18 protein-coding genes are annotated in these 18,882 nt (G+C 66.3%); 10 read left to right on the forward strand and 8 right to left on the reverse strand.

Going from position 1 to position 18,882, the window contains the following annotated elements; all coding sequences use genetic code 11:
• Positions 1-23: 23 nt before the first annotated feature.
• The 5 genes from ACRB8A_RS10485 to ACRB8A_RS10505 form a co-directional block, all read right to left on the reverse strand.
• A complete protein-coding gene (locus ACRB8A_RS10485; RefSeq protein WP_432244655.1) occupies positions 24-1,499 on the reverse strand; it encodes a protein adenylyltransferase SelO in 1,476 nt (491 codons plus the stop codon).
• Positions 1,496-2,935, reverse strand: coding sequence for an APC family permease (locus tag ACRB8A_RS10490; protein WP_432244656.1), 1,440 nt, complete (start codon positions 2,933-2,935; stop codon positions 1,496-1,498). Before ACRB8A_RS10490 ends, ACRB8A_RS10485 begins: the two co-directional genes overlap by 4 nt.
• Positions 2,936-3,034: 99 nt before the next feature.
• Positions 3,035-3,259, reverse strand: coding sequence for a hypothetical protein (locus tag ACRB8A_RS10495; RefSeq protein ID WP_285240153.1), 225 nt, complete (start codon positions 3,257-3,259; stop codon positions 3,035-3,037).
• Between the two features lie 92 nt (positions 3,260-3,351).
• Positions 3,352-4,161 carry an IclR family transcriptional regulator gene (locus ACRB8A_RS10500; protein ID WP_050686189.1) on the reverse strand — a complete coding sequence of 270 codons (810 nt, stop codon included), beginning with the start codon at positions 4,159-4,161 and terminating at the stop codon, positions 3,352-3,354.
• Positions 4,162-4,201: 40 nt separating this feature from the next.
• Positions 4,202-5,035 (reverse strand): NAD-dependent epimerase/dehydratase family protein, encoded by an 834-nt coding sequence (locus ACRB8A_RS10505; protein ID WP_432244657.1) that lies wholly within the window; start codon positions 5,033-5,035, stop codon positions 4,202-4,204.
• Between the two features lie 100 nt (positions 5,036-5,135).
• Here ACRB8A_RS10505 and ACRB8A_RS10510 point away from each other — a divergent pair, with 100 nt between their 5' ends.
• The 7 genes from ACRB8A_RS10510 to ACRB8A_RS10540 all read left to right on the forward strand — a co-directional run bounded on the left by ACRB8A_RS10510 (position 5,136) and on the right by ACRB8A_RS10540 (position 11,624).
• Positions 5,136-6,467 carry an ABC transporter substrate-binding protein gene (locus ACRB8A_RS10510; RefSeq protein WP_432244658.1) on the forward strand — a complete coding sequence of 444 codons (1,332 nt, stop codon included), beginning with the start codon at positions 5,136-5,138 and terminating at the stop codon, positions 6,465-6,467.
• Positions 6,464-7,411: a carbohydrate ABC transporter permease gene (locus ACRB8A_RS10515; RefSeq protein ID WP_432244659.1), complete on the forward strand. Its 948-nt coding sequence runs from the start codon at positions 6,464-6,466 to the stop codon at positions 7,409-7,411. The genes ACRB8A_RS10510 and ACRB8A_RS10515 overlap by 4 nt, the downstream gene beginning before the upstream one ends.
• Positions 7,408-8,325 carry a carbohydrate ABC transporter permease gene (locus tag ACRB8A_RS10520; protein ID WP_050686195.1) on the forward strand — a complete coding sequence of 306 codons (918 nt, stop codon included), beginning with the start codon at positions 7,408-7,410 and terminating at the stop codon, positions 8,323-8,325. Before ACRB8A_RS10515 ends, ACRB8A_RS10520 begins: the two co-directional genes overlap by 4 nt.
• Positions 8,326-8,364: 39 nt before the next feature.
• The gene (locus ACRB8A_RS10525) at positions 8,365-9,654 is read left to right on the forward strand and encodes a glucarate dehydratase family protein (RefSeq protein WP_432244660.1); all 1,290 of its coding nucleotides are present in this window, start codon (positions 8,365-8,367) and stop codon (positions 9,652-9,654) included.
• Entirely contained in the window at positions 9,648-10,838 is a 1,191-nt protein-coding gene (locus tag ACRB8A_RS10530; RefSeq protein ID WP_432244661.1) for a hypothetical protein, read from the forward strand. The genes ACRB8A_RS10525 and ACRB8A_RS10530 overlap by 7 nt, the downstream gene beginning before the upstream one ends.
• A gap of 76 nt (positions 10,839-10,914) precedes the next feature.
• Positions 10,915-11,433, forward strand: coding sequence for a hypothetical protein (locus tag ACRB8A_RS10535; protein WP_432244662.1), 519 nt, complete (start codon positions 10,915-10,917; stop codon positions 11,431-11,433).
• Positions 11,430-11,624 (forward strand): hypothetical protein, encoded by a 195-nt coding sequence (locus ACRB8A_RS10540; protein WP_050686201.1) that lies wholly within the window; start codon positions 11,430-11,432, stop codon positions 11,622-11,624. The genes ACRB8A_RS10535 and ACRB8A_RS10540 overlap by 4 nt, the downstream gene beginning before the upstream one ends.
• A gap of 104 nt (positions 11,625-11,728) precedes the next feature.
• Here ACRB8A_RS10540 and ACRB8A_RS10545 read toward each other — a convergent pair whose 3' ends face one another.
• Both ACRB8A_RS10545 and ACRB8A_RS10550 read right to left on the reverse strand, forming a co-directional pair.
• On the reverse strand, positions 11,729-13,291 hold the full coding sequence (locus ACRB8A_RS10545; RefSeq protein ID WP_050686203.1) for a flotillin family protein: 1,563 nt from the start codon (positions 13,289-13,291) through the stop codon (positions 11,729-11,731).
• A gap of 93 nt (positions 13,292-13,384) precedes the next feature.
• On the reverse strand, positions 13,385-14,113 hold the full coding sequence (locus tag ACRB8A_RS10550) for an NUDIX hydrolase (protein WP_432244663.1): 729 nt from the start codon (positions 14,111-14,113) through the stop codon (positions 13,385-13,387).
• A gap of 102 nt (positions 14,114-14,215) precedes the next feature.
• On the opposite strand from ACRB8A_RS10550, the gene ACRB8A_RS10555 reads away from it, so the two are divergent.
• The 3 genes from ACRB8A_RS10555 to ACRB8A_RS10565 all read left to right on the forward strand — a co-directional run bounded on the left by ACRB8A_RS10555 (position 14,216) and on the right by ACRB8A_RS10565 (position 17,744).
• Positions 14,216-15,241, forward strand: coding sequence for an SPFH domain-containing protein (locus ACRB8A_RS10555; RefSeq protein WP_432244664.1), 1,026 nt, complete (start codon positions 14,216-14,218; stop codon positions 15,239-15,241).
• A 9-nt stretch (positions 15,242-15,250) separates the two neighbouring features.
• Positions 15,251-16,147, forward strand: coding sequence for a hypothetical protein (locus tag ACRB8A_RS10560; RefSeq protein ID WP_432244665.1), 897 nt, complete (start codon positions 15,251-15,253; stop codon positions 16,145-16,147).
• 64 nt (positions 16,148-16,211) lie between these two features.
• On the forward strand, positions 16,212-17,744 hold the full coding sequence (locus ACRB8A_RS10565) for a DUF222 domain-containing protein (RefSeq protein WP_432244666.1): 1,533 nt from the start codon (positions 16,212-16,214) through the stop codon (positions 17,742-17,744).
• 110 nt (positions 17,745-17,854) lie between these two features.
• Here the strand turns inward: ACRB8A_RS10565 and nrdF are convergent, their stop codons facing one another.
• Positions 17,855-18,829, reverse strand: coding sequence for a class 1b ribonucleoside-diphosphate reductase subunit beta (nrdF, locus tag ACRB8A_RS10570; protein ID WP_050684335.1), 975 nt, complete (start codon positions 18,827-18,829; stop codon positions 17,855-17,857).
• Between the last annotated feature and the right edge of the window lie 53 nt (positions 18,830-18,882).

An 18,882-nucleotide genomic window follows, 5' to 3' on the forward strand; every position in this document is an offset into this window, starting at 1 on the left:
GAACCAGCGGGCCCGGCCTGGCCTCAGGTGCCGCAGTAGCTCCGGTAGGCGCCGAAGTCGGCCGGCGGCCCTTCCGCGAACCGCTCCAGGCCCGGCCGTTCCGTGAACGGGCTGCCAACGGCGTCCAGCAACAGGTGGAATGGTGCCAAGTCACCGGCAGTGGCGGCGGCCAGGGCTTCCTCCACCAGGTGGTTGCGCGGAATGTAGATGGGGTTGGTCCGGTCCATCAGGGCGGGGTCCGGCTGCCGGGCCAGCCACCGCGCCGCCCAGGCGTCGTACGCGGCCAGGTCCATGATCATGCCGCGGACCGGTCCGGCGTCACCGCGGGCGGCCTTGACCAGGTTGCGGAAAAACTGCGTGTGGTCCACGGGGCCGTCCTTGAGCAAGGCCAGTGCGCCGTCAACCAGCCCGGCGCTTTCAGGGTCTGCAGGTGAGCCATCCGCCGGTGCCGGCAGTCCCAGCTTGGCCAGCATCCCTGCCTGCCAGGCCGCACCGTAAGCAGGCCGGAAGAGTCCCAGTGCTTCCACTGCCAGCTCCACCGCCTTTTCCTGGTCCTCGTGGAGGAGCGGCAGCAGCGCTTCGGCAAGCCGGGCCAGGTTCCATTCCGCCACTATCGGCTGGTTGGAGTAGGCGTACCGGCCGCCGGTATCGATGGAGCTGTACAGCGCGCCGGGATCAAACGCGTCCATAAACGCGCAGGGCCCGTAGTCGATGGTTTCCCCGGAGATGGTCATATTGTCGGTATTCATCACGCCATGCACAAATCCCACCAGCATCCACCGTGCCACCAGGTCCGCCTGCGCCGCCAGGACATTCCTGAAGAGCTCCAGGTAGGGCTGCTCGGCGGCAGCAGCTGCCGGGTAATGCCGGGCGATGGCGTGGTCGGCCAGCCGCCGCAGCAGGTCCACGTCGTCGGCGGCCCGGGCGTATTGGAAGCTGCCGACGCGCAGGTGGCTGGCCGCGACGCGGGCCAGGAGGGCTCCGGGCAGCAGCCCTTCGCGGCGGACCTGCCGCCCGGTGGCCACAACGGCCAGGGCGCGGGTGCTGGGGATGCCCAGCGCGTGCATGGACTCGCTGACCAGGTACTCGCGGAGCATGGGGCCCACCACGGCCAGGCCGTCCCCTGCCCGGGCGAAGGGCGTGCGGCCCGAGCCTTTAAGGTGCAGGTCCAGCTGGTGCCCGTCGGGGCCGGTCACCTCGCCCAACAGCAGTGCCCGGCCGTCGCCCAGCCTCGGCGAGTAGCCGCCGAACTGATGCCCTGCGTATGCCTGCGCTACTGGTGTGGCGCCGGCCGGGACATGGTTTCCGGTCAGCAGGCGGATGCCGTCGTTGCTTGAAAGGAATTCGGGATCGAGTCCCAGCCGCCGCGCCAGGCCATCGTTGAGGACCAGCAGTGCAGGGTCCGGCGCCTCTTCGGCCTGCCACGGGACAGCGAGTTCGGGAAGCTCGCGGGCGAAGCGGTTGTCCAGCGTTAAGGTCGTTTCTGCGGCAGCGCTCATGCCTTCAGCTTATCGCCGCCGTTCGAGCGCCGGTTGATCAGCCAGGTAATGAGCCACAGCACAACGCCGATGGCCATCAGGCCCCCGGCGATCTGATATTGGATCGGGTTGCGGCCCACCCATGGACCGGCCAGGAAACCGCACAGAAGGGCGGCCACCAGGGGCAGCAGGCCGGGCGAGCGGAAGGTGTGCGCCCCGGCCGCTTCCGGCTTGCGCCGCAGGATCAGGCAGGCCACGTTGACCACCGTGAACACACACAGCAGCAGGAAGGCGGTGGTTCCGGACAGGTTCGCCACGATGTTGCTCTTGGGATCGCTGGTGACGTAGATGATGAGGCCCAGGGCCAGGGCGGTGGAAAACGCGATGCCGGCCCACGGCGTCCGGCGGACCAGCAGGACCTTGCCGAGCTGGCGCGGCAGGACCCTCTGGCGGGCCATGCCGTAGATCAGCCGGCTGGCCATCAGCATGTTGATCAGGGCCGTGTTGGCCACGGCAAACACGGCAAGGAACGGGAAGATCCGGTCGATGGGGAAGTCCGGCGACCCTTTGTGGACCACTTCAAGCAGGGCAGCGCCCTCGGCCTCGCGGATCCCTTCCAGTTCCGTGGGTGAAAGCACGCTGACCACGGAGATGGCCACCAGCATGTAGAGGATGACGGCGATGCCCAGGCCGGTGAGCATGGTCCGGGAAAAGATCTTCTCAGGGTCCTTGGTTTCCTCCACCATGTTCACCGAGTCCTCGAAGCCCACCATGGCGAAGAACGCGATGGAGGTCGCGGCCGTGACCGCCAGGAACAACCCCTTGTCCTGGTAGTCCGTAAAGACGAAGACCTGTTCGGGGTTGCCTGTTCCGTGCGCCATCACGTAGAAGCCGACGCCGATGACGATGCACAGTGCGAGCATCTCCACCAGGGTGAGCACCACGTTGAACTTCACGCTTTCACCCACCCCGCGGAGGTTGATGGCGGCCAGGACCAGCATAAACACGAGGGCCACCACGGTGACCACGCCCTGCCCGGGCTTGGCCAGCCAGCCATTGACCTCCAGTCCGCCGAAGAAGTTCTGGGCCAGGACATTGGCGGAGGTGGCGGCGCTGGTGATGCCGGAACAGACCACGGCGAAAGCCACGAGGAAGGTGACGAAGTGTATGCCGAAGGCCTTGTGCGCATACAGCGCCGCTCCTGCTGCCTGCGGGTATTTTGTCACCAGTTCCAGGTAGGAGAAGGCGGTGAGCGTGGCCACCACAAAGGCCAGCAGGAACGGCAGCCACACCATGCCGCCCACCGTGCCGGCCATGGTGCCGGTCACCGCATACACACCGGCACCCAGAATGTCCCCCACGATGAACAGCAGCAGGAGCTTGGGCCCCAGGACCCTTTTCAGTTCGGGCCCGCTGTCCCGGGTGGCGTGGGAGACTTCCTCGGATGTCGCGCTCATTGTGACCTCCATGCTGCGCTGCGTGGTTCGGCGGCGGGTGCCGGTCAGATCACTCTGAACCCCCGGACGCAGCTTTGGCAATGCACTGGCCCTGGGAAGCTAGATCTCTTCTGTTGGCGGGGCCACGGGCGCCGCCTCATCCTGAAGGAGCGGGTCTTCCTGCCATCGGTCGGGGTTGTCCTCCGCAGCGCCGGGGTAGCTGTCCGGCTCACCCTTGACCGGATCAAGTTCCAGGGAGGCCGTCGCGCCGGGTGTTTCCGGCAGGATCACGTCATCGTCCTGGACCACTTCGAGTTCTTCATCCGGAAGGTTTTGTTCGGTCATGGTGTTGCCTTTCCCTTGGTTGGCTTATTGATATTTCGTAAGCCTACTGAGTATCACGGGAAGGGGAAACCTTGCCGACGGCGGCCTGCCGCCTAGCGGATGCCGGCCGCCCGCAGCGTTCGGGCCAGCTCGCCCGCGGCCGAGTGGAGGGTTGCCACCGTTTCGGCCAGCACGGCTTCCGTCGCCAGCTCCGTGGGAATCGAGCAGCTGATGGCATCAGTACCCGGAATCCGGTACGGAACCACCACGCTGACGCAGCAGAGACCCACCGTGTTTTGTTCCCACTCGCGGGAATGGCCCTGTTTTCGGAACGCTTCCAGTTCCAGCTTCAGCGCCGGAAAGTCGGGAACAGTGTTGGGCGTGAGCCGGGCGTAGGGGCCGTCGCCGATCCGCTGGCGTACTTCCGGGTCCGTGTATTCGGCCAGGATGGCCTTCCCCAGTGCGGTGACCTGGGCAGGCAGCTTGCGGCCAACGCGGGAGGAGAGCCGGCGCCGGTCCACTGCCTGGCGGGTGGCGAGGTAGATCACGTCGGACCGGTCCAGGCGGGCGTAGTGGGTGGTGAAGGTGGTGGCGTTGCGGACCTTTTCCAGCACTGCCGAAACGTGCTCCATCACCGGGTCCCGGTCCAGGTACGCGGTCCCGCACAGCAGCGCGTGCGTGCCGATCCGGTAGGCACCTTCGGCGGTCTGCTCAATCCAGTTCAGTTCCACCAGGGTCAGCAGGAGCCAATGCAGGCTGGACCTTGGGTAGCCGGTCAGCTTGAAAATCTCCGCCGTGGTGAGCGGCTTGGGCGCGGCGGCCACCAGCTCCAGGATGGCGATGGTGCGCTCGGCAGACTTGACCAGCTTGACGTCGCCGGCCGTCCCCTGGGTGGTGCCGGGCTGTGTCTCCAGCGGTGTCATCACTACTTCCCCTTCCGCCACAGTCCTGGCCGACGGCACGTCATTTGGCGGCCAGGTGCGGGTAGTTGTCCATGCCCACCCTATGGCCTTCGCTGGCCCAGAAGCCGCCAAGCAGCCCTGCCCACGTGTCCTCCGAAGCCGTGTCCACATCTGCTGCGAAAGCCTCGGCATCATCCCGGGGCTCAAATCCGATCCGCCGGCCGGCATCGAGGCTGGCCCAGCCGCGGCTGTTTGCTGATACCGCCCATACCACGTGATGGCCGGGCGCGCCCTGGTCATTCAGCGTGGCCTCCACCAGGCGGAACGAGTCAGCGGGCGAGAGCCATGAGCCCAAAGTGCGGACATTGCCGGGCCTTTCCCCGCCCGTGCCGATGCGGGCGCTGACTACCTTCATGCCGTACTTATCCGCGTACAGGCTGCCAAGCGCCTCCACTGCCGCCTTGCTGACGCCGTAGTACGTGTCGGGGCGGGGTACAAGGACCTCGTCCTTGGCCGCAGCGCCCGTGGGATGGAACCCCACGGCATGGGTGGAGCTGGCCAGCAGGACACGTTCGACGCCGTTGCGCCTCGCCGCTTCCAGGGTCACCTGGGTGCCGGTGATGTTGGTCGCCACCAGTTCCGCCCACGCCTTCTCCCTGTGCAGCCCGCCCAGGTGGATGACTGCAGAGACGCCATCGAGGGCGGCGAGCATAAAGTCCGGATCCGAAACGGAACCCACATGCACGCTCTCCCGCGGGCCAGGCCCGTCAGCTTCGGCCAGGTCCAGCAACCGGACGGTATGGCCTCCGGCTGCAAGGTAGGGCCGGAGCAGGGTTGCCATCATTCCGGCCCCGCCCGTCAGGGCGATGGTGTGGGGGTTGGGTGCTGCAGACAAGATTCCTCCGACGGTTGACAGTCTGTGATTGTGATCATACTCTCATGAAGTACGTTTCACAGGATAACAGCTATTTACATATGTAAAAAGGAGAACCAGCGTGGATTCGAAGAAGATCTCCCGCTCCCGGGCCGCAGTGGCACTGACCATTGCTTCAGCCGCAGTCCTCACGGGCTGTGGAGCTGGCTCGTCCGCTCCGGCCGCCACCGATGACGGCCAGCCCATTGAAGTCTGGGCCCGCGCCGGTACCGATGCCGCCACCACCTATGCAGCACTTTTCAAGGACTTCACCGCCAAGACCGGCGTGCAGGTCAACTTCCAGGGCGTCCCGGACCTGGACCAGCAACTGCAGACGCGGGCCGCGTCCAAGAAGCTTCCGGACATCGTGATCAATGACTCCGCCGCACTGGGCAACTACACGGCGCAGGGCTACCTCAAAACGCTGGACAAGTCCTCCGTTGACGGCAATGACAAGATCGCCGATTCCCTGTGGGACGAGGCCAAGGGCCTGGACGGCGCAACCTACGGCGTCCCGTTCTCCCGCCAGACCATGATCACCGTCATCCGCAAGGACTGGCGTGAAAAGCTGGGCCTGCCCGTCCCCAAGACGCAGGAAGACCTGGCAGCACTTGCTGAAGCCTTTGCCACCCAGGATCCGGACGGCAACGGCCAGGCGGACACCTACGGCATGACGGTCCCCGGTTCCACCGAGCGCGGTTACCTGGGCTGGTGGGCCTCCTCCTACATCTGGCAGGACGGCGGCTCCTACCTCAAGGACGAAGGCGACGGAAAGTTCTCCGCCACGGCCTCCAGCGCAGAAACCCAGAAGGGCGTCACCTGGATCAAGCAGCAGTTCTGCAGCGCCGGCAACACCCAGCCGGGTGCGCTCACTGCCGCCACCAGCACCGCAACCCCGTTCTTCCAGACGGGCAAGACCGGCATCATCCTCACCGGCCCCTACAACCTGGCCGCGTTCGACACCGCTTTGGGCAAGGACACCTACGAGGTCATCGAAGCTCCCAAGGGCTCCGTGGACAACACCGTCCTGGCTGAGGGCGAGAACATCTACGTCACCGCCAGCAACGGCAAGCCGGACCAGACCAAGCAGGTCATCAACTACCTGGTCTCCGCCGACGGCCAGAAGGCCGGTATGACCGGAGGCAAGCAGCCGATCGTCCGCGTTCCGGTGAACGAAGACGTCGACGCCGCCACCGTCTACAACGATCCCCGCTGGGGCCTGGTCCAGGACGCCCTGAAGAACTCCTCCAAGGCATTCCCGTCCGCGATCAACTTTGTCCCCGTCAAGCAGGCAGTGGCCGAGTCCCTGAACAAGATCGTTGCCGACTGCGGCGCCGACAACATCACGTCCGGGCTCAAGGATCTTGACACGGCCATCGACAACGAGCTGACGAGCCAGAACGCCAAATCATGACAGTAACCCCAACGAGGCCTACGGAAACGCGGGCAGCAACCAAAGGCGGCAAGCAGCTGCCGGTCCGGCGGCGGGGCAACCGCAAGCAGATGCTGGCTATCTGGCTGTTCCTGCTGCCGGCGGCCATCCTGGGCCTGTACTTCAAGTTCATCCCGATGTTCGAAGGGGTCCGGCTGAGCCTGTTCAAGGTCCAGCCGTTCCTCGGCGACGTTTTTGTTGGCTTCGACAACTACGTCAACGTCCTCACGGATGTCCGTTTTATGGACGCCCTGGGCCACACGGTGGTCCTGGGCCTCGCCCAGACCCTGGGCGCCCTGGTGGTGGGCTTCGGCCTGGCCCTCCTGCTGGAGGGCCAGGCACGGTCCCTGTGGGTCCTGCGCACCGCGATCTTCCTGCCGGTGGTCACCGCGCTCGCCGTGGTCGGTGAAATCTGGCGGATCCTCTACTTCCCCACCGCCGACGGACCCCTGAATACCATCCTCGGCTGGGTGGGCCTGGAACCGCTGCAGTTCCTGAACGGAACAGACACCGCCCTCTGGTCCATCGCCGTCGTAGGCATCTGGAGCGGCGCCCCGTACAACATGGTGATCATCCTGGCCGGCCTGACCGGAATTGACAGGACGCTCTACGAATCAGCGGGTGTGGACGGTGCCACCATCTGGCAGCGGCTGCGCTACATCACCCTGCCGGCGCTGCGCCCCTCGATCGTGATTGTGCTGACGCTGGCGGCCATCCGCAGCCTCCGCAGCTTCACCGAGGTATACGTGCTGACCGGCGGCGGTCCGGCCGGATCCACCGAAGTCTGGATGACCCGGATGTACTCGCTGGGTTTCCAGCGGAACGACATCGGCGTTGCCTCCGCCGCAGCGGTCCTGCTGCTGGTGGTCACGCTGCTGCTCACCGTGGGCACCCAACTCCTGGCCCGAAGGAAGGCACAACGATGAACCGGTCCAGCACAAAAACCCGACCCAAGCCGCAGGGCAGCCGGCCGTCGTCGTCCTCCCGTTTTGATTCCGCCCTTGGCTGGTCCCCCGGCTTCAGCACCAACATGGTGCTGCGCGTCCTGCTCTGCATCCTGGTGTTCTGCATCTTCGCGCTGCCGTTCGCCGCGATCATCTCCGGCGCCTTCGACCGGAACACCAGCCCCACCGAGATCACGCTGCTGCCCAAAACGTTCACCCTGGCCAACTTCGAAGCTGCGGCGCAGCAGGGACTGTGGGGCTACCTGCTCAACTCCCTGGTTGTTGCCGGCGGCGGGCTGCTGCTCCAGATGACCGTGTCCGTGTTCGCCGCCTACAGCCTGAGCCGGCGGAAGTTCCGCGGCCAGGCCCTGGTAATGCTGCTGGTCCTGCTGACCATGATGCTGCCGGAGGAAGTGATCGGCATCCCGCTGTCCCTGGTGCTCGGTGACCTCCCGCTGCTGGGCATCAGCCTGCGCGGCACCGTCCTGGCCGTCATCCTGCCGGTGGGCATCTGGGGTTTCGCCATCTTCATCATGACCGAGTTCATGAAGGAGATCCCGCCGGAGATTGAGGAGGCAGCGCGCCTGGACGGCGTGGGCGAGTTCCGCATGCTGTTCACCATGATCCTGCCGCTGTGCAAGCCGGCCCTGGGCGTCATCGGGATCTTCGGCTTCATGATGGTGTGGGACCAGTACCTGCTTCCCCTCATCGCCGCCAACGATCCCAGCGACTACACCCTGACCGTGGCGCTTTCCGTCCTCCGCAACGACACCACCGTTGGCCCGGGCGTCCTGCTGGCCGGCGCCGTTATGGCCATGATCCCCAGCCTGCTGGTGTACCTCTTCCTGCAGCGCTCCATGATCCGGGGCATCACCTCGGGCGCCACCAAGGGCTAGGACCGCCCGGCCGCCCGCCCCTCCCACGAAAGTAGTTCCATGAAAACCAGCACCACTTTTCCCGCCGCGCCCGCCCCCACCGCGGCGGACCTGAAAATCACCGACATCACCATCACCCCCATCGCCTTCTCCGACCCGCCGCTGTTAAACGCCGTGGGCGTCCACGAGCCCCTGGTCCACCGGGTTGTCATCGAGGTCAGGACGGCCAACGGCCTGCTGGGCCTGGGCGAATGCGCCGGCGGCCAGAGCCGGCTGGAAAACCTTGCCGTGGGCGCCAACGCCATCAAGGGCCTCGGCGTGTTCGACACCTCAATGATGGAACAGCTGATCACCCGGGCGCTGGACCCCAGCCTCTCCTCCTTCGAAAAGGCTGCCGTCTTCTCGGCGTTCGAGGTTGCCGCCCTGGACATCCAGGGCCACGCCACGGGCCGGACCGTCAGCGAACTGCTGGGCGGAACCGTCCGGGACGAGGTACCCTTCAGCGCCTACCTGTTCTACAAGTGGGCCGAGCACCCGGCACTGGACGGCCGGCCTGCCATCACCGATGAATGGGGTGAGGCCATGGACCCCGCCGGCATTGTCCGGCAGGCGCAGAAAATGATTGCCGAATACGGGTTCAAATCCATCAAGCTCAAGGGCGGCGTGTTCCCGCCCGCTCAGGAAATCGAAGCCATCAAGGCACTGCGGGAAGCATTCCCGCAGATGCCGCTGCGGCTGGACCCTAACACCGCCTGGACCGTGGAGACCTCGCAGTGGGTGGCCCGGGAAACCGAGGGCCTGCTCGAGTACCTGGAAGACCCCACCCCCGGGCTGGAGGGCATGGGCGAGGTGGCGGCCACCGCCGCCATGCCGCTGGCCACCAATATGTGCGTGGTGGCGTTCGACCACATCAAGCGCAGCGTGGAACTGGACTCCGTGCAAGTCATCCTGGGCGACCACCACTACTGGGGCGGCCTCCGGCACACCCGCGAACTGGGCACCCTCTGCCAGACCTTCGGCATAGGATTGTCCATGCACTCCAACTCGCACCTGGGCATCAGCCTGGCCGCCATGGTCCATGTTGCCGCCGCCACGCCCGCCCTGACCTACGCCTGCGATACCCACTACCCGTGGAACGGACACAACGATGTGGTCAAGCCGGGCGCGCTGCGCTTTGTTGACGGCAGCGTGAGCGTCCCCACCGGCACCGGCCTGGGCGTGGAACTGGACCGGGACAAGCTGGCCGAACTCCACCAGCAGTACCTCGACGCCAACATGACCGCCCGGGACGACACCGGCTACATGCAGCGGTTCGTCCCCGAATACACGGCAGACCTCCCCCGGTGGTAACAGCGCCAACGCCACAGGCCACGGGGTACCTCTACCCCTGGGACGTTCTGGGCGATCCGGACGCTGCCGGCTGGCTGGGCAGCGCCGGCGTGGACCGGGTGGCGTTGGCAGCCGCGTACCACTCGGTACGGGCCGGAACCCCGCGGCATCCGGTGCGCCGCGTGGTGGACGCCCGCTCGGCGGCACTCTACGTGCCGGCCGGCGGGGCGTTTACCGGCCAGGCGCTGGTCCCCGGTTCCGCCGCTGAGTGGACCGGGACGGAGGATTCCTTCTCCGAGGCGGCCTCGGTGGTCCGGAGCGCAGGGCTGCCGGTGGATGCCTGGACGGTCCTGACGCATTCGAGCGCTGTGGGCGGCAACAACCCGGACCTCTGCGTCCGGAATGCTTTCGGTGAGGTCTACCGCTACGCGCTTTGCCCGTCGCAGCCGCAGGTCCGCACCTACGCCGCCGCCTTGGTGGCGCAGGTATTGGCGGAGGGCAAGCCGGACGGATTGATCCTCGAGGCCGTTGGGCCACTGGGCTTCGGCCACCAGAACCAGCACGAAAAGACCGACGGCGCGGAGTATTCGCCGTGGGTGCAGGCCCTGCTCTCGCTGTGCTTCTGCGAAGCCTGCCTGGCTGCCTGCGAAGCCCGGGGGCTGCCGGTCCAGGAGTTCCGGAGCCGGGTCCGGCAGGCGGTCCTTGCAGCCGTTGACCCCGAGGCTGCCCCCGGTACCGCCCCCGGTGCCGGGGATTTCCTGCCGCTGCTCGACGTGCGGTGGGACGCCACCGCGGCGCTCCTCGACCAATGCCTCGAAGCTGTCGAAGCGTCCGGCGCCCACCCCCGGATCTCGCTGCACACCTCCCCCGATCCCTGGTCCACGGGCCCCTTTGTCCCCACGGCTGCCCTGCGCCGCAGCAAACTGTGGCCGGAGATGGCCCAGGTGACCGCCGTCGTCGCCTGCTGGGCTGACCTGGAGCAAAGCACTGCCGCCGTGCGGGCGTTGCGCGCCGCCGCGCCGGACGCCCGGATTGGCGCATACGTGCTGGCTTTGCCGCCCAAACCGGCCGACGGCGGCGACCTCGCCACGCAGTGGCAGGCGCTGGTGGAGTCAGGAGCCGCTGAACTGCACGTCTACCACCTTGGCCTGGCGTCCAGGCGCCGGCTCCACGCCATCGGAGACGCCCTGGGCGCGATCCGGTGAAAAGCAGGCCGGTGCCGGTCCCCCCTCCGGCACCGCCCTGCCCACCGGTGTCGCTCCCGGCACCTACACTGGTGGCGTGACTCCCGTTCCCTCCCCCGGCCCCATCACCGTGATGGTGCAGTCCGGCCCCGTTGACTGGTGGGTGGTCCTGGCCGGCCTGGGCCCACTGGCCGTCCTGGTGGCAGCCTTCCTTGCCTTTTACATCAACTGGCGCACCCTCAAACAGCGCACTGCCGCGGACCGGACCGCCCTCGAGCAGAAGCGGGAAGCCGACGCGCAGGCGCTGCGGCAGAAAACCGAGGCGGACAGCCGGGCCGAGTGGTGGCGGCGGACGCAGTGGGCGCTGGACCGCGCCCTGGATGATGACCAGGGGACCAAGGCCCTGGGCCTGGCCACCCTGGATGTGCTGGCCCGCAGTGAACTGGCCCGCGAGGAAGAGCTGGAACTGTTCGATATCGCCTGGAAAAATGTGGCGGGTGAAGAGAACGGGGAGGCCGACGGCGGCACACCCGGGATCCCGCGCGTGGACGTTGAGGACAACATGGGCGAGAATGGAACCACGGACATCGGCAGGACCAAGGAGGCTGGACCATGAGCGCTGCATCATCCGAACACCGGTTTATCCACACTCCGCGGAGCGCCGCGGCCAAGCAGGCACCCCGGAAATCCACTCCGGCTGAACACCGCGTCCAGGTGGCAGCGGCCCGGCTCCGGGTCACCCTTGATGAACGGTTGGGCCGGGAAACGCCGGCCAGGACCAAAGCCCTGGCGAAGGAACCCATTTAGCTCCCGGAAACGGCAAAACGCCGCGGACCCCCTTTCGGGGTGACCGCGGCGTTTTTGGCTAACCGGCTAAGCCGGAACCAAGTGCCCTACTCCGGTTCAGTGCCCTACTCCGGTTCGGTTCCCTGCGTCGGGGCCTGGTTCCGGACCACGCCGTTGCCGGTGGCGGCAACGGACTGTGCCGCAGCCGGCGTGGCGGGTTTCGCCGGAGCGCCGGCCGTGGACTGGCCAAAGCCTTTCAACATTTCGATGATGTCGAAACCGGTGGTGTCCTTGAGGAGCTGCGCGGTCTCGTGCACGCCCGCAGAAACGTTCCGGCTGACCTGCCCGGCGCCGTCGTTGGAGATGACGGTCATGTTGCTGATGGCACCCATCGGCGCGGCAATTTCCTTCGCGATGGACGGCAGGACTTCCAGCAGCCTGTTCAGGATGGCGGCCTCGTTGAACTCGCTGTAGGCCTTGGCCTGGGCTTCGATGGCCTCGGCCTCGGCCGTACCGCGAAGGCCAATGACGTCGGCTTCGGCGATGCCCTTGGTTTTGGTCACCTCGGCCTCGGCCAGGCCACGGATCTTGTTGATCTCCGTCTCGGCGTTGCCCTTGGCGGTGTTGGCGGCAGCCAGGGCTTTGGCCTCCACCTCGTTACCGGTGGCGCGCAGCTTGCGGGTTTCGAGCTCAGCGGCGGCCTCCACCTTGGTGGCCTCCGAGATCCGGGTACGGCGCTCAAGGTCTGCCGCCGCCTCGGTTTCCACCTTGTACTTGGCGGCGTCCGCGGGCTTGCGGACCTCGATGTCCAGTTCCTTCTCGCGCAGTTCTGCCTGGCGGGCCACCACCTGCTGGTTCTTGAGGATGATGGCTTCCTGCTGGTCCGCCTGGGCCAGCGGGCCCGCAGCGTCGGCTTCGGCCTGCCGCGCGTCCGTTTCCTGCTTCAGCTCAGCACGGCGAAGGGCCAGCTTCTGCTCAGCCTCAGCAGTCTTCTGATCCGCGAGGGCTTTGGCTTCCGCAGCTTCACGCTGGGAGTTCGCCTCCGCGATGCTGGCGTTCCGGGCCACCAGGGCGGCCTCGGGCCGGCCCAGGTTCTTCAGGTAGCCGCCGGTGTCATCAACGGACTTGATCTGGAAGGTGTCGATGACCAGGCCCTGGTTGGTCATCGAGTGCTCGGCTTCTTCCTTGACGGAAGCGGCGAACTGCGCGCGGTCCTTGATGATCGCGTCAACGCTCAAAGTGCCCACAATGGAACGCAGGGAGCCCGACAGGGTTTCCTGCGTGTAGTGGTCAATAGCGTCCTGCTGGTCAAGGAAGCGCTGTGCAGCCTTGCGGACGGAGATCTTGTCGCCGCCTACCTTGACCTGCGCAACGCCGGTGAGCTTGAGCTGGATGCCGTTGTTGGAGATCGCCTCGATGGTGACCTCAACCTGGCGCGAGGACAGCGAGATGTGGCTGACGCGTTCGGTGATCGGGTTTACGAAGGCCCGGTTGTTGATGATGACGCGGGACTGGTCGTCCGACGTTTCATTTGTGGTGTTTGGATCGCTTTTGCCGGTAATCAGCATGGCCTCGTTGGGCTTGGCGAACCGGATGCTTTTTGTGTAGAACGTAAATCCTGCGATGAGCAGCAACAGGACTGCTCCTCCGGCGATCAACAGGACCGCCAGGGTTCCCCCAATAATCATTTTTCCCCTTATCAAATGTCAGGTGCCATTCCACCCTACGTGCCGCCGGCGGGCGGGCGGAATGCTTTGTGGCTTTCCACTGCGGTCCACCGGTTAGGGCCGGGGCCGCATCAGCGGTGGATTCAGCACCGCCCGGGTGGGCTGGCCAGGTGCCGGACGGGCTGCGTCCACCAACCGGAACAGGGCCGCTGGCCGCCCGGTATCCCCGGTTGTCATCCGGCCCGTGTCTTCGAGGAAGCCAGCTGTTCCGGTGGCCTTCCGGTGGAAATTCCGGGGATCAAGCCTGGTTCCCCAGACGGCCTCATAGACCCCCCGGAGCTGGGCCACCGTGAATTCCTCGCCGCAAAACACTGCAGCCAACGGCGAGTATTCGATTTTCGATTTGGCCCGCTCGAGGGCGTCCACCAGAATCTGTCGGTGGTCGAAGGCCAGGTCCAGGCTTTCGAGGGCCTGGTCCACCGGATACCAGCCGGCGTGTTCGGCGTCGCTGCCGGCGGCAAGGACCGGAAAGTTGGGCGCGAGCAGGAGGTGGGCCACGGTGAGAACATCGCCGCGGGGGTCCCGGCCGCCGGGGCCGTAGCTGCCCAACTGTTCCAGGTGGCCCGGCATGCGCGCCACTCCGGTTTCCTCGGCCAGTTCCCGGGCCGCTGCGCTCACCAGGTCCTCGCCGGGAAGAACAAAGCCGCCCGGCAGGGCAAGGGACCCCCGGAAGGGTTCAATCAGCCGGGTGATCAGCAGGACATTGAGCCGCTCATTCACCACGGTGAGGGCAACGACGTCGACAGTAACCGGGAAGCGTGCCGGCGCGGAGGATTCGCTCATGCCTCCATCCTAAATAGTTATCGTCAGGTTGACAATAAGGCCCGACGGCGGTTAGCGTTTCCTTATCGTCAAGTTGACGAGATTCCGAGCGAGGAGAACATCATGGCCAGCATCAAGCGCTACCCCTGGATCAGCCACTTCCTGGGCAGCCCCACGGGTTACGTGGTGCACCTGCAGAAGGGAACCGTCCGGCACCAGGGTGTGGGCCAGGCCTTCTGGTACCGCCCGGCCAACTCGGTGCTCAGCGAGGTACCTGTGGACGACCAGGAACTGCCCACCCTCTTCCACGCCATCACGCGGGACCACCAGGATGTGAGCATCCAGGCCAACGTGACGTACCGCTTCATCGATCCGGTCGCCGTCTCCAGCCGGCTCGACTTCGGGCTGCAGCCGGCAGGGTCCGGCCCGGCAACGGGAAAGGAGCAGGTGGCCACCATCATCGGCCAGCTGTGCCAGAGCCACGCGATCGACCAGATCGCCACCACCACGTTGGCCGAAGCGCTGGCGCGCGGCGTCAGCCAGCTCCGCGTTGTCCTCACCGAGGCGCTCCGGGGCGACGCCCGGCTGCAGTCGACTGGTATCGAGATCCTGGGGGTGCAGGTTTTGGCGGTGCGGCCGGGGTCGGATGTTGAGCGCGCGCTGCAGACGCCCGTGCGCGAACAGCTCCAGGCCGAAGCGGACCGGGCCGTGTACGAAAGGCGGGCGGTCGCCGTCGAACGCGAACGGACCATTTCCGAGAACGAGATGGCCAGCCAGATTGAACTGGCCACGCGGCGTGAGCACCTGGTGGCGCAGGAGGGCGCCAATGCCCGGCGTGCGGCCGAGGAGAAGGCGGCGGCCGGCCTGATCGACGCGCGGGCCCTGGCAGAGCGGCAAACCATCAGCACGGATGCGGAGGCGAACCAGATCCGGCGGGTGGGTGAAGCCGCGGCGGCCCGGGAGGCGGCCACCATGGAGGTATACCAGGGGATGGATCAGGCCACGCTATTGGCCCTGGCACTGCGTGAGGCTGCGGGGTCGCTGCCCAACATCGGGAACCTGACCATCACGCCTGACCTGCTCAGCGGCGTACTGGCCGGGCTGTTCAAGGAGCCTGCTGGCGCAGCTCCGGCAACCATCACCAAGTAGGGTCATCCCATGGCAACACCGCGTTTGGTCATAGTCCACCGCCGCACCGAACTGCAGGAACTGCTGGACCGGCACGCCACCCGGGGGCAGGCTGAGTTCTTCCTCCGCACCCGGGGCCGCAGCATCTCCGATGTCCAGGACCGGCATGACCGGATCGCCGCCGCCCTGGTCACGGTCCGGGCTGCGATTCCGGCCGAATGGCGCCAGGCTGAGGTGGAGCGGGCGGACCTGAGCCGGTTCCTGCTGACGCCGGAGGACGTTATTGCCGTGGTGGGGCAGGACGGGCTGGTGGCCAACACGGCCAAGTACCTGTCAGGCCAGCCGGTGATCGGCATCGACCCGGAGCCGGGCGCAAACCCCGGGATCTTGGTGCGGCACTCCCCCGAAGCCGCCGCCGCGCTGCTGGGCAGGATTTCCGAGGCCGGGGCTGCGGGGCTGGCCTGCCTGGACCTGGCCACCGTGACGGCACGGCTCGACGACGGGCAGGAAATCTCGGCGTTGAACGAGGTCTTCATCGGCCACGCGTCCCATCAATCGGCCCGCTACCAGCTGTCGACGCCGGATGGCCGGGCCGAGCGGCAGTCCTCCTCCGGCCTGATTGTTTCCACCGGGACCGGAGCCACGGGCTGGTGCGCCTCGATTGCCGGGGACCGCGGCGGGCGTTCTTTGCCGGCCCCGACGGACCCTGCACTCGCGTGGTTTGTCCGGGAAGCCTGGCCCTCCCCCATCACGGGAGCCTCACTCACCGAAGGTGTTTTGGCGGCCGGCGAATCGCTGCGGATCACCGTGGCGTCGGACCAGCTGGTGGTTTTCGGCGACGGGATGGAAAACGACCGGCTGACCGCGTCCTGGGGGCAGGAAATCACTGTGGTTCTGGGCGGCAGGCCGCTGCGGCTGGTGGCGTAGAATGCTCGGGCTAACGCCTATCGGGTGCCCCTGAATTGTCGTAGGGTGCTGGGAGAATTCAGGTATGGAAGGGCCCCAGGATTACCTGACGCCGACGACGCCGAGTGGCACCGCCGCTTTCCACGGCGCGGGAGTGCAGGGCATCGTTGCCGGGGCTGGTTCGGTGCGGCCAGCCGCCCATGGGGCCGGGGTACCGGGTTTGATCGCAGGGGTGCGGTCTTTGCTGCCGGCCACCACGGGTGCGGGCCTGATTGACCAGATCCGTGGGTTGGAGGACCTGAAATCCGCTGCAGCCGCGGCGCAGGCCCGCCTTAGTATCGCCTTTGACCACCTCGAACGGCAGCGCCAGGCCGGGGCCGGGGTGCCCGCCGCAGAGCAGGGCCAAGGCGTCGCGGCGCAGATCGCGTTGGCCCGACGCGAATCCCCCAACCGGGGCAGCCGCTACCTGGGACTGGCCCGCGCACTCGTGACGGAAATGCCGCACACCCTTACCGCCCTGGATACCGGCCAGCTCAGCGAATGGCGGGCCACCCTGATCGCCAAGGAAACAGCCTGCCTCACTGCCGCGGACCGGGCCGCCGTCGACGAAGAACTCGCCCCGGACACCGGAACCTTCCACGGAGCCGGAAACAGGACCATCACCACCGCCGCCCGGGCCGCCGCGTACCGGCTGGACCCGCTCTCCGTCACCCAACGCGCCACCCGCGCCGCCAACGGCAGACGCGTCAGCCTCCGCCCCGCACCGGACACCATGACCCTCCTCACCGCCCTCCTGCCCGTGGCCGAAGGCGTCGCCACCTACACCGCCCTCACCCGGGAAGCCGACACCAAAAAATCCACCGGCGATCCCCGGACCCGCGCCCAGATCATGGCCGACACCCTCGTCGAACGCATCACCGGTACCCCCGGCGGAATCACGGGGATCACCATCAACCTCGTGATGACCGACCGGACCCTCCTGCAGGCCGACAGCGAACCCGCCCGGCTCCCCGGCTACGGAACCATCCCCGCCGGCTGGGCCAGGCACCTCGCCCGCCACGGGACAAAAACCCGCAACCCCGACGCGGCAGAGTTGAAGACCTGGGTCCGGCGGCTCTACACAGCGCCAGGCACCGGAGACCTCATCGCCATGGACTCCACCGCCCGGCTCTTCCCACCAGCCCTGCGCCGCCTTATCGAAGTCCGCGACGACACCTGCCGCACCCCCTACTGCGACGCCCCCATCCGCCACCACGACCACATCCTCCCCTGGCACAACGGCGGACCCACCACAATTGAGAACGGCGCCGGACTCTGCGAAGCCTGCAACCACACCAAAGAACAACCCGGCTGGAACACCACCGCACGCCCACCCGCAACTCCACCACCCACACCCCCACCCCAAGGCCGACCCAGGCACCACACCCAACTCACCACCCCCACCGGCCACACCTACCACTCAACCGCACCCCCACCACCAGGAACATCGCTGTCACTAAGGCCACATACCGCCGAGTCTTTGCCCGTATCCAGATCGAGTACCCGCACCAAGGTGAGGAACGAGAAACTCCGACGGCTCCGCCCTTACTCAGTCTCAACGGAGCGGACACCGCATTAGAGCAACAGGGACCAACGACGGCTTCGTAGCGACACAAAAATGGCCCCGCACGCGTTGGATGCGTGCGGGGCCAGTTCAGGACATTCAGGCGCCGGAGAGCCGGCGGAGGACTAGAAGTCCCAGTCGTCATCCTCAGTGTTGACGGCCTTGCCGATGACGTAGGAAGAACCGGACCCGGAGAAGAAGTCGTGGTTCTCGTCGGCGTTCGGTGACAGGGCCGAGAGGATGGCCGGGTTTACGTCGGTGACGGAGGCCGGGAACATGGCCTCGTAGCCCAGGTTCATCAGCGCCTTGTTGGCGTTGTAGTGCAGGAACTTCTTGACGTCCTCGGCCAGTCCAACACCGTCGTAAAGATCGTGCGTGTACTGGACTTCGTTTTCGTACAGCTCAAAAAGCAGTTCGAAGGTGTAGTCCTTGATTTCCTGGCGGCGCTCCTCGGAGACCTTTTCCAGGCCCTTCTGGAACTTGTAGCCGATGTAGTAGCCGTGCACGGCCTCATCGCGGATGATCAGGCGGATCAGGTCGGCCGTGTTCGTCAGCTTGGCGCGGGAGGACCAGTACATGGGCAGGTAGAAGCCCGAGTAGAACAGGAAGCTCTCCAGCAGCGTGGAGGCAACCTTGCGCTTCAGGGGATCGTCGCCCTGGTAGTAGTCCATCACGATCTGCGCCTTCTTCTGAAGGTTGGCGTTCTCGGTGGACCAGCGGAAGGCCTCGTCGATCTCCTTGGTGGAGGCCAGCGTGGAGAAGATCGAGGAGTAGCTCTTGGCGTGCACGGACTCCATAAACGCGATGTTCGTGTACACGGCCTCTTCGTGCGGGGTGATCGCGTCGGGGATGAGCGAGACGGCGCCCACGGTGCCCTGGATGGTGTCCAGCAGGGTCAGGCCGGTGAAAACGCGCATGGTGAGCTGTTGCTCCGCCGGGGTCAGGGTGTTCCACGACTGGACGTCGTTGGACAGCGGCACCTTCTCCGGCAGCCAGAAGTTATTGACCAGGCGGTTCCAAACGTCAACGTCCTTGTCGTCCTGGATGCGGTTCCAGTTGATGGCCTCGACGTGGCTGAGCAGCTTGACCTTTTCGGTCATGTCATCCCCTAAAAGTTTGGGTTGGTACTTACTTAAAGCGTACGACGGCGGGT

This window comes from Arthrobacter sp. G.S.26 (assembly GCF_050847375.1).
GTDB lineage: Bacteria > Actinomycetota > Actinomycetes > Actinomycetales > Micrococcaceae > Arthrobacter.

Coding starts and splice junctions, on each gene's coding strand:
- ACRB8A_RS10515 (WP_432244659.1), top strand. CDS start 6,464: ATGACAGTAACCCCAACGAGGCCTACGGAAACGCGGGCAGCAACCAAA.
- nrdF (WP_050684335.1), bottom strand. CDS start 18,829: ATGACCGAAAAGGTCAAGCTGCTCAGCCACGTCGAGGCCATCAACTGG.
- ACRB8A_RS10555 (WP_432244664.1), top strand. CDS start 14,216: ATGGCCAGCATCAAGCGCTACCCCTGGATCAGCCACTTCCTGGGCAGC.
- ACRB8A_RS10550 (WP_432244663.1), bottom strand. CDS start 14,113: ATGAGCGAATCCTCCGCGCCGGCACGCTTCCCGGTTACTGTCGACGTC.
- ACRB8A_RS10495 (WP_285240153.1), bottom strand. CDS start 3,259: ATGACCGAACAAAACCTTCCGGATGAAGAACTCGAAGTGGTCCAGGAC.
- ACRB8A_RS10565 (WP_432244666.1), top strand. CDS start 16,212: ATGGAAGGGCCCCAGGATTACCTGACGCCGACGACGCCGAGTGGCACC.
- ACRB8A_RS10490 (WP_432244656.1), bottom strand. CDS start 2,935: ATGAGCGCGACATCCGAGGAAGTCTCCCACGCCACCCGGGACAGCGGG.
- ACRB8A_RS10545 (WP_050686203.1), bottom strand. CDS start 13,291: ATGATTATTGGGGGAACCCTGGCGGTCCTGTTGATCGCCGGAGGAGCA.
- ACRB8A_RS10560 (WP_432244665.1), top strand. CDS start 15,251: ATGGCAACACCGCGTTTGGTCATAGTCCACCGCCGCACCGAACTGCAG.
- ACRB8A_RS10485 (WP_432244655.1), bottom strand. CDS start 1,499: ATGAGCGCTGCCGCAGAAACGACCTTAACGCTGGACAACCGCTTCGCC.
- ACRB8A_RS10520 (WP_050686195.1), top strand. CDS start 7,408: ATGAACCGGTCCAGCACAAAAACCCGACCCAAGCCGCAGGGCAGCCGG.
- ACRB8A_RS10500 (WP_050686189.1), bottom strand. CDS start 4,161: ATGACACCGCTGGAGACACAGCCCGGCACCACCCAGGGGACGGCCGGC.
- ACRB8A_RS10525 (WP_432244660.1), top strand. CDS start 8,365: ATGAAAACCAGCACCACTTTTCCCGCCGCGCCCGCCCCCACCGCGGCG.
- ACRB8A_RS10540 (WP_050686201.1), top strand. CDS start 11,430: ATGAGCGCTGCATCATCCGAACACCGGTTTATCCACACTCCGCGGAGC.